At 72.2% G+C, this 14,029-nt stretch carries 15 protein-coding genes; 6 read left to right on the top strand and 9 right to left on the bottom strand.

The genetic code is table 11. The annotated features are described in order from the left end of the window. Positions 1-455: 455 nt before the first annotated feature. Positions 456-1,172 (bottom strand): hypothetical protein, encoded by a 717-nt coding sequence (locus tag RQG84_RS17445; RefSeq protein WP_311211079.1) that lies wholly within the window; start codon positions 1,170-1,172, stop codon positions 456-458. 41 nt (positions 1,173-1,213) lie between these two features. Between RQG84_RS17445 and cimA the strand changes: the two genes are divergently transcribed. Both cimA and RQG84_RS17455 read left to right on the top strand, forming a co-directional pair. Beyond that, on the top strand, positions 1,214-2,791 hold the full coding sequence (gene cimA / locus RQG84_RS17450; RefSeq protein ID WP_311211080.1) for a citramalate synthase: 1,578 nt from the start codon (positions 1,214-1,216) through the stop codon (positions 2,789-2,791). Between the two features lie 12 nt (positions 2,792-2,803). After that, the gene (locus RQG84_RS17455) at positions 2,804-3,565 is read left to right on the top strand and encodes a hypothetical protein (protein WP_311211081.1); all 762 of its coding nucleotides are present in this window, start codon (positions 2,804-2,806) and stop codon (positions 3,563-3,565) included. 3 nt (positions 3,566-3,568) lie between these two features. Here RQG84_RS17455 and RQG84_RS17460 read toward each other — a convergent pair whose 3' ends face one another. Genes RQG84_RS17460 through RQG84_RS17485 form a run of 6 tightly spaced genes read right to left on the bottom strand, consistent with a single transcriptional unit; the run spans position 3,569 to position 7,923 of the window. Further along, positions 3,569-4,012: a GNAT family N-acetyltransferase gene (locus RQG84_RS17460; protein ID WP_311211082.1), complete on the bottom strand. Its 444-nt coding sequence runs from the start codon at positions 4,010-4,012 to the stop codon at positions 3,569-3,571. Positions 4,013-4,021: 9 nt separating this feature from the next. Continuing rightward, positions 4,022-4,942, bottom strand: a complete 921-nt coding sequence (locus tag RQG84_RS17465) for a 3-methyladenine DNA glycosylase (protein WP_311211083.1) — start codon at positions 4,940-4,942, stop codon at positions 4,022-4,024. Further along, entirely contained in the window at positions 4,939-5,328 is a 390-nt protein-coding gene (locus RQG84_RS17470) for a Fur family transcriptional regulator (protein WP_257727799.1), read from the bottom strand. Before RQG84_RS17470 ends, RQG84_RS17465 begins: the two co-directional genes overlap by 4 nt. 8 nt (positions 5,329-5,336) lie before the next feature. Further along, positions 5,337-6,170, bottom strand: a complete 834-nt coding sequence (locus RQG84_RS17475; RefSeq protein WP_055968532.1) for a metal ABC transporter permease — start codon at positions 6,168-6,170, stop codon at positions 5,337-5,339. After that, complete coding sequence (locus RQG84_RS17480; protein ID WP_311211084.1) at positions 6,170-6,943, bottom strand: metal ABC transporter ATP-binding protein; 774 nt, start codon at positions 6,941-6,943, stop codon at positions 6,170-6,172. The genes RQG84_RS17475 and RQG84_RS17480 overlap by 1 nt, the downstream gene beginning before the upstream one ends. After that, positions 6,940-7,923 carry a metal ABC transporter substrate-binding protein gene (locus tag RQG84_RS17485; RefSeq protein WP_311211085.1) on the bottom strand — a complete coding sequence of 328 codons (984 nt, stop codon included), beginning with the start codon at positions 7,921-7,923 and terminating at the stop codon, positions 6,940-6,942. The genes RQG84_RS17480 and RQG84_RS17485 overlap by 4 nt, the downstream gene beginning before the upstream one ends. 156 nt (positions 7,924-8,079) lie before the next feature. Here RQG84_RS17485 and RQG84_RS17490 point away from each other — a divergent pair, with 156 nt between their 5' ends. The 3 genes from RQG84_RS17490 to dusB all read left to right on the top strand — a co-directional run bounded on the left by RQG84_RS17490 (position 8,080) and on the right by dusB (position 11,774). Then, positions 8,080-9,468, top strand: a complete 1,389-nt coding sequence (locus tag RQG84_RS17490) for a glycine--tRNA ligase (RefSeq protein WP_311211086.1) — start codon at positions 8,080-8,082, stop codon at positions 9,466-9,468. A gap of 25 nt (positions 9,469-9,493) precedes the next feature. After that, positions 9,494-10,075, top strand: coding sequence for a hypothetical protein (locus RQG84_RS17495; protein ID WP_311211087.1), 582 nt, complete (start codon positions 9,494-9,496; stop codon positions 10,073-10,075). 517 nt (positions 10,076-10,592) lie between these two features. Continuing rightward, positions 10,593-11,774, top strand: a complete 1,182-nt coding sequence (gene dusB / locus RQG84_RS17500; protein WP_311211088.1) for a tRNA dihydrouridine synthase DusB — start codon at positions 10,593-10,595, stop codon at positions 11,772-11,774. On the opposite strand, the gene RQG84_RS17505 is transcribed toward dusB, so the two are convergent. Both RQG84_RS17505 and RQG84_RS17510 read right to left on the bottom strand, forming a co-directional pair. Further along, complete coding sequence (locus RQG84_RS17505) at positions 11,715-13,136, bottom strand: PH domain-containing protein (protein WP_311211089.1); 1,422 nt, start codon at positions 13,134-13,136, stop codon at positions 11,715-11,717. The two genes, dusB and RQG84_RS17505, sit on opposite strands and share 60 nt — an antisense overlap. Beyond that, entirely contained in the window at positions 13,123-13,635 is a 513-nt protein-coding gene (locus RQG84_RS17510; protein WP_311211090.1) for a PH domain-containing protein, read from the bottom strand. Before RQG84_RS17510 ends, RQG84_RS17505 begins: the two co-directional genes overlap by 14 nt. Positions 13,636-13,797: 162 nt before the next feature. Between RQG84_RS17510 and RQG84_RS17515 the strand changes: the two genes are divergently transcribed. Beyond that, positions 13,798-13,998 carry a hypothetical protein gene (locus RQG84_RS17515; protein WP_055967237.1) on the top strand — a complete coding sequence of 67 codons (201 nt, stop codon included), beginning with the start codon at positions 13,798-13,800 and terminating at the stop codon, positions 13,996-13,998. Positions 13,999-14,029 lie beyond the last annotated feature (31 nt).

Raw genomic sequence — 14,029 nt, forward strand, 5'->3', positions numbered from 1 at the left:
CGCAGGGTCAGGGATTCTTCCTTCTCGTGGACCGGTCCACGAGAAGGGAGAATCCTTGCCAGCCCGCGCAGCCAGGCGGCCACGATGCTGCGTTCATGTGCGCAGGCCCGAACGATGCTGCGTTCACGACCGGATCCCGACACGAACGCAGAAGCGTTCGTCCCCCAGCGCACGAAAGCAGAATCCTGCGTCCCCCACGCGCGAACGCAGCATCGTGCGCCCCCGCACGTGAACGCAGAATCCTGCGTCCCCCACGCGCAAACGAAGAATCGTGCGCCGCGCCCAGCACCCGCCACGGCCCGAGAACCCGAGCCGCGTCCCGCGCCGGCCGCCCGGTCGAGGCCCTCTCGGAGGCGGACCCCAGCGCGAGCCGAGGCAGCGCAGCAGCGAGTCGAAGCCCCCGCAGGCACCGCAACGGGTCCACGATCCCGCAGGCGACGCAGCGGGCGATCGACCTACACGAACAACGTCGTCGCGGGGTCCTCGAGCAGCTCGACGCCCAGGACGTGGTCGTCGGGGACGTAGTCGATGGAGATCCGGATGCCCCGGTCGCGTGGGGTCACGTCGGCCTGGGGGTCGCCCAGGCCGAACGCGATGTCGCTCAGCGTGATCGTGGCCTCTCCGACCGGGTCCTGCGCCGGCCACTCCGCGATCAGCCGGTGCACGAGCCCGGCGAGCACCGCGCTCGACATGGCCCGGTCGATGCGGTGCTCCGCGCCGCGTCCGTCGGGCACGGTGCCGCGCACGCGGACCTCGGGGAGGCCGAACTGGGCCAGTCCGTCGGTCACGAGGTCACCGTCGAGCAGAGCCGCGTGGTCCAGCACGTACCACTGGGCCGCGTGCGCGAGGGAGACCTGCTCGCTCGTCAGCTCCACCACGCGCGGTGTCAGCAGCTCCACCACCACACCGTCGTGCCGGGAGGCCATCTCGAGGGCCTGGATGCGGGTGTCGCGCGCCGCGGCGGCGGCGGTCTCGACCGGCGCCTGGCTCTGCAGCACGACCTGGTGGGGGCACCGCTCGAGGCGGGCGAGGCCGACCTGCGAGGTGCCGTGCGCGCGCAGGAGCGCCGCGTTCGGGAGGGGCAGGTGGTCCTCGTGCTCGAGGGGCTCCGGCGTCATCACCGCATACATCCACTCGCACGTGGTGGGCACCGGCACGGGTCGAGAGGTCATAGCCGTCCATCCTAGGTCGGGCGCCGACTAGACTGGCGCGTGTGATCAGCGACGAGTTCCACGTCTACGACACCACGATGCGCGACGGTGCCCAGCAGGAGGGTCTCAACCTCTCCGTGCAGGACAAGATGCACGTGGCGCGTCACCTCGACGACCTCGGGGTGGGGTTCATCGAGGGCGGTTGGCCGGGCTCGAACCCGAAGGACACGGAGTTCTTCGCGCTGGCCGCGAAGGAGCTCGAGCTGCAGAACGCCACGCTCGCCGCGTTCGGCGCCACGCGCCGTGCCGGCGTGGCCGCCGCCGACGACCCGCTCGTCGCCGCTCTCCGGGACTCGGGTGCCTCCGTGGTCACGCTCGTGGCCAAGAGCCACGACCGGCACGTCGAGCTGGCCCTGCGCACCACCCTCGAGGAGAACCTCGCCATGGTGCGCGACACCGTGGCCCACCTGCGCGCCGAGGGGCAGCGGGTCTTCGTCGACTGCGAGCACTTCTTCGACGGGTACGCGGCGAACCGCGACTACGCGCTGCAGGTCGTCGCCGAGGCGGCAGGCGCCGGCGCCGACGTGGTGGTGCTGTGCGACACGAACGGCGGCATGCTTCCCAACCAGGTGGAGGAGGTCGTGGCCGACGCGCTCGGGGTCGGGGCGCGTCTGGGCATCCATGCGCACAACGACACGGGCTGTGCCGTGGCCAACTCGATGGCGGCCGTGCGAGCCGGAGCGACGCACCTGCAGGGCTGCATCAACGGCTACGGCGAGCGCACCGGCAACGCCGACCTCGTGACGTCCGTGGCCAACCTCGAGCTGAAGCTCGGCATGAGCGTGCTGCCCGACGGCGCGCTCGCCGACGCCACGCGCATCGCCCATGCCGTCGCCGAGATCACCAACTACCCGCCGTCGGCGCGTCAGCCCTACACCGGGGTCTCGTCGTTCGCGCACAAGGCGGGCCTGCACGCCAGCGCCATCCGGGTCGACCCCGACCTGTACCAGCACATCGACCCGGCGCTGGTCGGCAACGACATGCGCCTCCTGGTCTCGGAGATGGCCGGCCGGGCCACCATCGAGCTCAAGGGTCGCGAGCTCGGCTACGACGTGGCTGCCGACGCCGGCCGACTCGCCCGGGTGACCGACCGGGTCAAGGCGATGGAGCAGCAGGGCTACACGTTCGAGGCCGCCGACGCGTCCTTCGAGCTGCTCCTCGCCGAGGAGATGGAGGGTGGCCGCCCTTCCTACTTCGACGTCGAGTCCTGGCGCGTGCTGGCCGAGTCGGCCCGGGGCACGGAGGCCACCGTCAAGCTCCGCGCGGCCGGACAGCGGCTGGCCGTCATCGGTGAGGGCAACGGCCCGGTGAACGCCCTCGACCACGCCCTGCGCCAGGCGATCGAGCAGCTCTACCCCGACGTCGCGCGGTTCCACCTCATCGACTTCCGGGTGCGCATCCTCGACCAGGGCCACGGGACCGACGCCGTCACACGGGTGCTCATCGAGACGTCCGACGGTCAGGACTCCTGGGTCACGGTGGGCGTGGGAGCCAACATGATCGAGGCCTCGTGGGAGGCCATGGTCGACGCCCTCACGTACGGGCTGCGCCGCCACGGTGTCCCGGTCGGCAGTGCCTGAGGAGCGAGCGGCGTGACCCGGGGCCGCCTCCTCGCGCTGGTCCTCGCGCCGACGCTCGTCCTCGGGCTGGTGATCGGTGGGTTCGTCGTGGTCGACGCCCGCGCACGTCAGGCGGACGTGGAGCGGGCCGACGACGTCGCCCAGGAGTACGCCGGCGAGGCGGCCGGCTTCCGTGCGGCGCTCGTGAAGGACCTGGAGGCCGTCGACGCGGCCGATCCGACCGACGTCGCCGAGGTGATCGAGGCACGCGGTGACGACCTGCCGGAGCTCGCGTCGGCACCCGAGCGCGGCGAGTCGGGGTCGAGCGCCTACGCCGCAGCGCGCCAGGACGTGGTGACCCTGCGCGAGTCGTGGCAACGGCTGGGCGACGTGGTCGACGTCTCCGTCGACGCCCGGGCCTTCGTGCTGGCCGCGAACCGTGCCCTCGACCTGAACCCGGCCGAGCTCGCGCCGCCGACCGTCGTCACGAGTGGCGATCCGCTGCGGACGCAGCTGCTGCCGCCGATGCGCTCGGCCCTCGCCACGTTCGAGTCCACGGACGCGCCGGAGGCCGCCACGGCCGCTCGCGACGCCGTGCGCGCCGCCTTGCAGCACGTGGTCACCGAGGCCGAACGGCTCGCCGCCCGCCTCGACGCCGGGCAGGGTGGGAGCTTCCAGTACGCCGAGCAGTACACCGCGGCGCGCGCGGCCGTTCGTCAGTACGCCGACGGTGTGCGCGCCGACCTGCGTGAGGCGCTCGACGCGGTCGTGGCCGACTCCACGGTCGTGGGCTGAGCGTCACGCACCCGGCGCGCGGCGCATCGGGACGTGGTCGATCCCGGCCTCGAGGAAGTTGTCGCCGCACCGTTCGAAGCCGAAGCCCGCGTACCAGTCGTGCAGGTACGCCTGGGCGCCGAGCCGGATCTCGGCGTCGCCCCACCGGTCGAGCACCTCGCGCAGGAGCCGGCTGGACAGGCCCTGCCCGCGGCTGTCGGAACGCGTGGCCACGCGGCCGACCTTGCGCACGCCCGCGTCGGTGACGTAGGTCCGCAGGTAGCTGGTCGGTCCGGCCTCGTCGGCGTACCAGAGGTGGGTGCACGTCGGGAGCAGGTCGATGCCGTCGACGTCGGGCTCGTCGCACTGCTGCTCCACCGCGAAGACGGCGTCACGAATCTTCCAGATCGCGTAGACCTCCGCGGCGGTCAGGGCGTCACCGGCGCGGATGATGGGGAGGTCGGCCACCCGATGAGCCTAGTACCGGCGAGGTGGCTCCTGGCCCGGAGCGTCGAGCGCGGGGTGGGCGAGGAGCCGGTCGACGTGGTCGAGGAGGGTCCGGCGCAGTGGCTCGGCCCGGTCGGCGAACGCCCGTTGACGCCGCACGTACTCCGCCTTCCCCTCGGGGGTCTCGATCGCGATCGGCTCCAGCCCGAAGGCGCTCACGTCGTAGGGAGAGGCCTGCATGTCGACCGCGCGGATCTCGAGGGCCAGCTCGAAGCCGTCGAGCACCACCGTCGACTCCACGAACGGCAGCAGCCGGAAGGCGATGCGGTACAGGTCCATGTTGGCGTGGAGACAGCCCGGCTGCTCCTGGTCGAGCTGGTGCTCGCGACCGAGGTGCTGGGCGTTCAGCGGCGCAGCCTGCGGCGTGAAGAAGCGGAAGGCGTCGACGTGGGTGCACGCGAGGGGGTGGGACTCCACGACCGCATCGGTGCCGGAGCGGCCGAGGCGCAGCGGGAGGTCGTGGCGCGGTTGCTCGGCGCGGTAGACCATGGCCCACTCGTGGAGCCCGAAGCAGCCCCACCGAGCCGGCCGGTCGAGGGTGGCCGCCAGCAGGGAGCGAGTCCAGCGCAGTCCGGCCGCGCGCGACGTCAGGCGCTGCGCGTCCACGGTCGTCACCCCCTCGTGGGTGACGTAGGCGCCGAGGGCGGCGTGCGTCGGGGCGTGGAGGAGTCCGGTGCCGAGTCCGGGGTGCCAGCGCTCGAGCTGGCCGGGGGAGAGGTTGTAGTACTCGAACAGGAAGTCCACCACGGGGTGCGGCTCACGCCGTTCGCGTCGCAGCAGGTGCGGCGCGGTCCAACGACGAGCTCGCTCGCGGTGGGCCAGTGCGAGAGGCTTCCAGCGCTCCGGAGGCAGCGTCGTGGCAGGGAGCGTCGTGCCGGCGAGCGTGGTCACCGTGAGCAGTCGACGCAGGTGCCGAAGATCTCCAGCGTGTGCTCGACGTCGGTGAAGCCGTTCTCCGACGCCACCTTGGTGGCCCACGACTCGACCGCGGGGCCGGCCACCTCGACGGCGCGACCGCACGAGCGGCAGACCAGGTGGTGGTGGTGGTCGCCGGCCTCGCAGCGGCGGTAGAGCACCTCGCCGTCGTTGCCGCGCAGGGCGTCGACCTGCTCGGCGTCGACCAGCGCCTGCAGGTTGCGGTACACGGTGGACAGACCGACCTTCTCGCCGCGCTGGCCCAGCTCGCCGTGGATCTGCTGGGCGCTGGCGAAGCCCTCCAGCTCGTCGAGCACCGCGCTGACGGCGCGGCGCTGCCTGGTGTTGCGTACGTCGACCATGGTCCTCCTCAGGGCGAGCGTACCGACCGGCGCCGGAGCCCGACGGTCACTCCCCGGAGGACCGCGGCGAGGGCGAACGCCACGAGGGCGAGGAGCACGATCGTCGGGCCGGGCGCGGTGTCGGCCTCGAAGCTGACGACCACGCCGGAGACCGCGGTGACCAGTCCGATGGCCATCGCAGCCAGGTGGGTGGAGCGGAAGCTCCGGCTGACCTGCTGCGCTGCGGCCACCGGCACCACCATCAGCGCCGAGACGAGGAGCAGCCCGACGGTGCGCATGGCGACCGTGATGGTCGCCGCCGCGAGCACCGCGATGAGCACGCCGTACAGACGCACGGGCACGCCGCACACTCGGGCGTGCTCCTCGTCCTGGCAGACCGCGAACAGCTGGGGCGAGAGCACCAGGCACAGGGCGACCACGACGACGCCCAGCACCGAGACGACGGTGACGTCGGACGGCGTGACGGTCGTGATGGAGCCGAAGAGGTACCGGTTCAGCGTGGCGGCACCCTCGCCGGCGAGACCGATCAGCAGCACGCCTCCGGCGATGCCGCCGTAGAACAGCATCGCGAGAGCGACGTCGCCGCTCGTGCGGGTGAACGTGCGCAGCACCTCGATGAGCACGGCTCCCAGCACCGCCACGACGAGGGCGGTCAGTAGAGGCGCGGTGCCGGTGAGCAGGCCGATCGCCACGCCCGTGAGCGCCACGTGGCCCAGACCGTCGCCGAGCAGCGCGAGGCGGCGCTGCACCATGTAGGTGCCGATGGCGGGAGCGGCCAGGCCGGTGAAGACGGCGGCGACGATCGCCAGCCGCATGAACTCGTAGTCGAGGATCTGGAGCATCACCACACCCCTTCCTCGGGCAGGGGTCGGAGGCGACCGGGCTGCGCGGAGTGCGGGTGGGCGTCGCCGTGGTGCTCCTGGTGGGCCCCCGCGACGTGGTCGTCGACGGGCCCGTCGTGGACCACCCGACCGCGATCGAGCACGACCGCACGGTCGATCAGGGGGAGCATCGGGCCCAGCTCGTGGGCCACCAGCAGCACGGTGGTGCCGTCGGCGGCGAGATCGGCCAGCAGCCCCGCGAGGTCCTGGGTGTGGTGGGCGTCGACGCCTGCGGTGGGCTCGTCCATCACCAGGAGGTCCGGCTCCCCGGCGAGCGCCCGAGCGATCGAGACCCGCTGCTGCTGCCCGCCGGAGAGCTCCACGAGCGGGGAGCCGGCACGGTGGGCGAGCCCGACGCTCTCGAGCGCCGTCGTCACGGCCTCCCGGTCGGAACGACGGGGCAGCCCGAACCGGGGCCGGCGCGACAGCCGACCGCTCGCGACGACCTCACGGACGGTGGCCGGGACACCCGCCACGGCCGCCGACCGCTGGGGCACGTAGCCGATGCGCTGCCAGCCGTGGAACCCGTCGAGCGGCTCGCCGAACAGCTCGATGGTGCCGGTCGACGGCACGAGCCCGACGGCGGCGCGGACGAGGGTCGACTTGCCCGAGCCGTTGGAGCCCAGCAGCGTGACGAACTCACCCTGCGCGACCTCCAGGTCGACGTCGCGCAGCACCGGGTCCCCGCCGAGCGTGACGTCGACGCCACGCATCAGGAGCGGAGGGTGTGTCATGAGCAGTCGTTGGCCTTCTGCAGGGTGGCGAGGTTGGTGCGCATGATCGAGAGGTAGTCCTCGTCGGACGTCGCCTTGGTGAGTCCCTCGATCGGGTCGAGCGTAGCCGTCTCGACCCCGGCCTCGCGGGCCACGGTGTTCGCCACGGCGGGGCTCACGAGCGTCTCGGTGAAGACCGTGGTGATGCCGTCGGTCCTGACCAGGTCGGAGATCGTGGCGAGCTGGGCGGCGGACGGCTCCGTGCCGGGGTCGATGCCGGCGATCGGGATCTGCGTCAGGTCGTAGGCCTGGGCGAGGTAGGCGAAGGCTGCGTGGCTCGTCACGATGTCGCGGACCTTGCAGTCGGCGAGCCCGGTCGTCAGGTCCTCGTCGAGGGTCGTCAGGTCCTCGACGAGCGCGGCGGCGTTGGCGCGGTACTCGTCGGCGTGGTCGGGGTCGATCTCGACCAGGGCGTCGCGCACGTGCTCGGTGACCGGGACGAGGTTGGTCGGGTCGAGCCACAGGTGCGGGTCGACCCCGCCGTGGTCGTGGCCGTGGTCATGACCCTCGTGCTCGTCGCCCTCCTCGTGCGCGTGCTCGTCACCCTCCTCGTGGGCGTCGCCCTCACCCTTCTCCTCGGACTCCTCGATGAGCGTGACGCCCTCGGCGGAGTCGATGGTGGTGCCCTCGGTGCGGTCGGCCTGCTCGACGGCTTCGTCGACGGCCGTCTGGAACTGGCTCTGGTAGACGACCAGGTCGGCGTCCTGCACCGCGGCGACCTGCCGCGGGCTCAGCTCCAGGTCGTGCGGCTCCCCGCCGGGGGCCGTGAGGTTGGTGACCTCGGCGCGGTCGCCGGCGACGCGCTCGGTGACGAACTGGACGGGGTAGAACGACGTGACGACCGAGACGTCATCGGTGCTCCCTCCGGAGCTGCCGCACCCGGCCAGCACGAGAGCACAGGACGACAGCAGGACGGCGGGGCGCACGAGGGAGGACGTCATGAGAACGATTCTCAAGAGTTGCGGGAACGATTGTCAAATCGTCACCGTGTCGACCCGGTCACAACCGGCGTGGGTACGCTGAGGCCCACTCGGGCGCGCGCGGCCACGGACGCGCGCACGGCCCGCCGACACCCAGCCGGAACGGAGCGCCTCACCATGGCCACGAGCCTCATCGACACCGTCATCTCCCTCTGCAAGCGCCGGGGATTCGTCTACCAGTGCGGCGAGATCTACGGCGGCACGAAGTCGGCCTGGGACTACGGGCCGCTCGGCACCGAGCTCAAGGAGAACATCAAGCGTCAGTGGTGGCGCTCGATGGTGCAGGGGCGTGACGACGTCGTCGGCCTCGACTCCTCGGTCATCCTTCCCACGTCCGTGTGGGAGGCCTCGGGCCACCTCGCCGCGTTCGTCGACCCGCTCGTCGAGTGCCTCTCGTGCCACCGTCGCTACCGCCAGGACCACCTGCAGGAGGCGTACGCGGAGAAGAAGGGCCTGGCCGACCCCGACGCCGTGTCCATGAGCGACCTCGTGTGCGCCAACTGCGGCACCAAGGGCCAGTGGACCGAGCCGCGGATGTTCAACGGCCTGCTCAAGACCTACCTCGGTCCCGTGGAGTCCGAGGAGGGTCTGCACTACCTGCGCCCCGAGACCGCGCAGGGCATCTTCGTGAACTTCGCGCAGGTCATGACCACCTCGCGCAAGAAGCCGCCGTTCGGCATCGGGCAGATCGGCAAGAGCTTCCGCAACGAGATCACGCCGGGCAACTTCATCTTCCGCACGCGCGAGTTCGAGCAGATGGAGATGGAGTTCTTCGTCGAGCCCGGGACGGACGAGGAGTGGCACGAGCGCTGGCTCGAGACGCGCATGGGCTGGTACACCGGCCTCGGCGTGGATCCCGAGAACCTTCGCTTCTACGAGCACCCCGCCGAGAAGCTCTCGCACTACTCCAAGCGCACCGTCGACATCGAGTACCGGTTCCGCTTCCAGGGTTCGGAGTGGGGAGAGCTGGAGGGTGTGGCCAACCGCACCGACTTCGACCTGCGCACGCACAGCGAGCACTCCGGCAAGGACCTGTCGTACTTCGACCAGGCCACGGGCGAGCGCTACACGCCGTACGTGATCGAGCCCGCGGCCGGCGTCAACCGCTCGATGATGGCCTTCCTCGTCGATGCCTACGCCGAGGACGAGGCCCCCAACACCAAGGGCGGCGTGGACAAGCGCACGGTGCTGCGCCTCGACCCGCGGCTCGCCCCGGCCAAGGCTGCGGTGCTCCCGCTGTCGCGCAACGAGCAGCTGTCGCCCACGGCCCGCGGGCTGGCCGAGGAGCTGCGCGGCTTCTGGAACGTGGAGTTCGACGACGCCGCCGCGATCGGCAAGCGGTACCGCCGCCAGGACGAGATCGGCACGCCGTTCTGCATCACGGTCGACTTCGACACCCTCGACGACCAGGCCGTCACGATCCGTGACCGCGACACGATGCAGCAGGAGCGGGTGGGTCTGACGCAGGTGCGCGACTGGCTCGCGGCGCGCCTGCCCGGGTGCTGAACCCCGCCAGGGCCACAATCGTCCCGTGAGCACGCGCACCGGTCCCGTCGCCGCCTCCGTCCTGGTCCTGGCGCTGGCCGCTGCCTGCTCGTCCGCGGACGAGGCGCCGCCGGTCCCCACGCCGAAGGGCTTCGACGTCCCGGCCGGCGTCACGCTCACCCAGCCGGGAACGTCCCTCGCCCTCGGCAAGCCCGCGACGGTGGTGCTGGACCTCGGCGACGGTGCGGCGAGCGCGGTCACCGTGATCGTCGACGAGGTGCGCAAGGGCACGCTCAAGGACTTCCGGTTCTTCAGCCTCGACGAGCAGAGCTCGACCGCGACGCCCTACTACGTCGACCTCACCGTCCGCAACGACGGACCGGCCGGTCTGGGTGGGTCGTCCCTGCCGGTGCTGGCGCACTCCAGCGCCGAGACGGTGTACCCGGCGAGCGAGCTGGTCGGCGACTTCGAGCCCTGCCCGTCGTCGGCGCTGCCGGGCCGCTTCCTGTCCGGCGCCTCCGCCACGCTGTGCTTCATCTACCTCGTGCCGAAGGGGGAGACCCTCCGGACGATCGACCTCCAGCCGTCGGACGCCTCCTCGGCGGTGCGCTGGAAGCCCTCGTCCTGACCGGTGCCCGTCGGGGTCGAACGGCGGGAAGAATGACTTTTCCATGTTCTTTCCGTCATTCAGGAAGTTCTTTCCACTGAGGTGTTCCGTTGTCGGGTGCCCTGTGCCCAAGATGGACGAGGATCACGCGTCGACCAGGGGCACGCAGATCTGCTGGGAGCATCGACGACGTTCGTCGACCCGGACCGGCGGCGGGCTCGTCGGTGCTTCCAGATCCGGGTGCCTGCACCCGGCTCCCTGGCACAATTGAACTCGGGGTCGTACGCCAGGGCCCCACTCGAGCCTCCTCGTGGGACACGCCCACGGCAGGCGAGCGGCGCCGGACGACTCTCCCATTCGCCCGGCCTGTACGTCGCCCGCCCTCGTCGCCGGGACCGGAGCCACTCCCGCTCCGGGCCCTCCGGGCCACTGCTCACGAGGAACCCACCAGGGTCGGCGTCCGGCGACGGTCGGACGCCGACCCTGCGTGCTGTCCCGTGCACGAGCGACGAGGGCGACCAGGGATACTGGAACCCTCATGACCGTCACCGACCCGAGCGCCGCGCCTGGACTCCGCGAGCCCGCCGCGCTGCGCCTGGGCGACCTCGAGGTCGACGTCCCGGTGGTCCTGGCGCCGATGGCGGGCGTCACCAACGTGGCGTTCCGGCGGCTGTGCGCCGAGCAGGGCGCCGGGCTCTACGTGTGCGAGATGATCACGTCACGCGGGCTCGTCGAGGGTGACGCCACCAGCCTGTCGATGCTGACGTTCGCCGACAACGAGACCGTGCGGTCGGTGCAGCTGTACGGCGTCGACCCGGTGGTGATGGGGCGGGCCGTCGAGATCCTCTGCGCGGACCACGGCGTCGAGCACGTGGACCTGAACTTCGGCTGCCCCGTCCCCAAGATCACCCGCAAGGGTGGCGGGGCCGCGCTGCCGTGGAAGGCCGGGCTGCTCGGACGGATCCTGGAGGAGACGGTACGAGCGGCGCAGCCGTACGGCGTGCCGGTCACCATGAAGACCCGCCTGGGCATCGACGAGGACCACCTGACGTACCTGGACGCCGGTCGGATCGCCGAGGACGCGGGCTGCGCCGCCATCGCCCTGCACGGGCGCACCGCGGCGCAGCACTACTCCGGACAGGCCCGGTGGCAGGCGATCGGCGAGCTCAAGGCCGCGGTCGGCATCCCGGTGCTCGGCAACGGCGACATCTGGGAGGCCACCGACGCCGCGCGGATGATGGCCGAGACGGGCTGCGACGGCGTCGTCGTGGGTCGCGGCTGCCTGGGTCGGCCGTGGCTGTTCCGCGACCTCGCCGCCACCCTCGGCGCCGACTCCGGGAGTGAGGCGCCCACGCCGACCTTGCCGAGGCTCGGCGAGGTGGCTGCCGTCATGCGGCGGCACGCTGAGCTCCTGGGCGACTGGCTGGGGGAGGAGCGCGGCTGCATCGAGTTCCGCAAGCACGTCGCCTGGTACCTCAAGGGCTTCGCAGCGGGCTCGCGGATCCGGACGGAGCTCGGCGGCGTCTCGTCGTACTCCTCGCTCGACCGGCTGCTCCGCGACCTGGACCCCGACGAGCCCTACCCGGTCTCCGAGCTCGGGACGCCGCGCGGTCGTCAGGGCAGTCCCCGCAAGGTGGCCCTGCCGGACGGGTGGCTCGGTTCACGCGAGGTCGTGGGTGCCGTCGACCCCGCGGCCGAGGACGCCACCAGCGGCGGCTGACCCGACGTCGGCACGGGCCGACCGGGCTGCACCGACCGCCCGGAGCGCGACGTCCCGGGCGACGGGGCCCGCCAGGTGGTGGGCGTCGACGTCGACGGGTCCGTCGGGCGTGTGCAGCTCGACCGTGGCGACGCCGAGACGCCGCTGCAGCGGTCCCTGGCGCAGCGCGATCGACTGCACCTTCGCGTGGGGGGCGCTGCTGGTCCGTCGTGCCAACCACCCCGTCGACGACGTCGCGCGCCGCAGGCCCAGGTCGATCCAGCGGTAGCGCCAGCCGATCGGTGCGAAGGGCCACGACCGCCGGCTCGCTCGGACCGGCCCCGTCCGGTCGACCTCGTCGCCGACCGTCTCGGGAACGAGCTCGTCGACCAGAGCGGCCGCGAGGGCACGGTCCGCGATGGGCAGCAGGGTGGTCTCGCGGGCTGCCTCGTCGCCGGTGCCGCTGCCGGCGACGTCGACCTCGAGACGGCACCAGCCGAGAGATCGCCAGAGGATCGGCTCGACCACGGCGATGCCCTGCACCCGGGCGAACGGGATGGTCTGCGAGGTCAGGGACAGCAGTCCTCGCTCGATCCGCAGACCGTGTGGCGTGCGCCAGAGGGTGAAGCCCCACTCCGCCACCACGCGCCGCGAGATCAGCTGGACCGCCCAGGAGAGCGCCGGGAGCACGCCACCGAGGAGCACGAGCGGCGCGCCGAAGCCGATGGCGGCCAGCACCACCGCGGCGACGGCCGCCAGCGCGGTGAGCAGGTCCAGGCTCAGGAGGGCGCCGAGCAGCGTGCGCTCCGGTGTGACCCGGGTGATGAGGTCGCGGTCGTCCAGCGCCTCGACCGGGTCGGCATCGTCGGCAGCGCCACCGTGCGCCCGCCTCAGGAGCAGTCGACGGACGTCGTGGGCCTGGTCGAGCGGGAGGAACTTGACGACGAGCCGGGACTCGTCCCCTCCGGCCAGCTCGATCCGCACCTCGGCGAGGCCCACGACCCGGGCCAGGAGCGGTTCGGCGACGTCGACGGCCTGGATGCGCTCGAACGCGGCACGGCGCGACCGACGGTTCAGGACACCGCTGTCGATGCGCACCTCGTCGTCGTCGACGACGTAGCGGGTGAACCACCAGGACACGAAGCCTGCGGCCTGGCCGAGCAGGAGGCCTCCGCCGAGGACGCCGAGCAGGGCGGCCCACCACGGCACGCCGTCCCAGCGGTCCCCCTGGAGGTAGGAGGTGCCGATCGCGATCACCGCGGCACCGGCCCACAGCCCGCCCTGCACCGCACCGGTCAGGGGGTGGGTGCGGCTGCCGACGGTCGGCAGGGCGGTGCCCGGGTCGCCGGAGGTGGCAGCCTCGACGGGCTCAGACCCCGCCATCGCGCGCCTGCCCGAGCTCGGTGAGCCGGTCGCGGAGCAGGCGCGCCTCGTCGGCCGGGATGCCGGGCACGACGGCCGCGGTCTCGGTGCTGGCCGTGTGCAGGGAGACGCGGGCGATGCCCAGCCGTCGCTCGACCGGCCCGCCCTCGACGTCGACGAACTGGACGCGGCCGTAGGGCACCACCACGAGTCGGCGGAACATGACGCCCGAGGTGACGAGCAGGTCGTCCTCGGCCTCCGCCCAGCCCCAGGACCGACGGTTCCGCTCGGCCCACCACCAGGTCGTCGCGGCGGCCGCGGCGGCGCACGCCGCCAGGGCCCCGAGCCCGATGGTCACGAGGACGTGGGCGTCGACGGCCGCGGTCGTCGCGGCACCCGCGGCGAGCAGGACGGTGAGGACGACGAGCGGGATGACGAGCACGATGCGGCGACGCGTCGTGAGGGCGGGGGAGACGGGACGCCAGGTCTCGGCGACGGGCCGGAAGAGAGATGCGTCCACGTCCTGCAGCCTAGGTGCACGCCGGGCGGGTCCCGGTGGACGCCCGAGGTTTGACCCGGGCCCGGTCGCGGTGGGACACTGGCAGACGCAGCCGCCGCTGTACCCCAGTCCCGCCGCCCGGCACTCGAGCCGGAGCCGCGACCTTCCTGCGGAGGATCACTCATGGCCAAGGCTCTCGTCGGATTCGTCGGTGGACCGACGCTCGACCAGCTGAACGAGGTCGCGCGGCTGCGCCGACGTGTCGCCGACCTCGAGGCCGAGGTGCTGCGACTGAACACCGAGAACGACGGTCTGCTCAAGACCTTGTCCGAGCGGGTCGACCAGGTGACCGCGGGCGACCTGCTCGAGCCGCTCTCGCGCTGATCCCGGTACCCTCGCTCGCCTCCGAGGGCGG

This window comes from Aeromicrobium sp. WCS2018Hpa-31, assembly GCF_031843905.1.
Lineage (GTDB): Bacteria > Actinomycetota > Actinomycetes > Propionibacteriales > Nocardioidaceae > Aeromicrobium.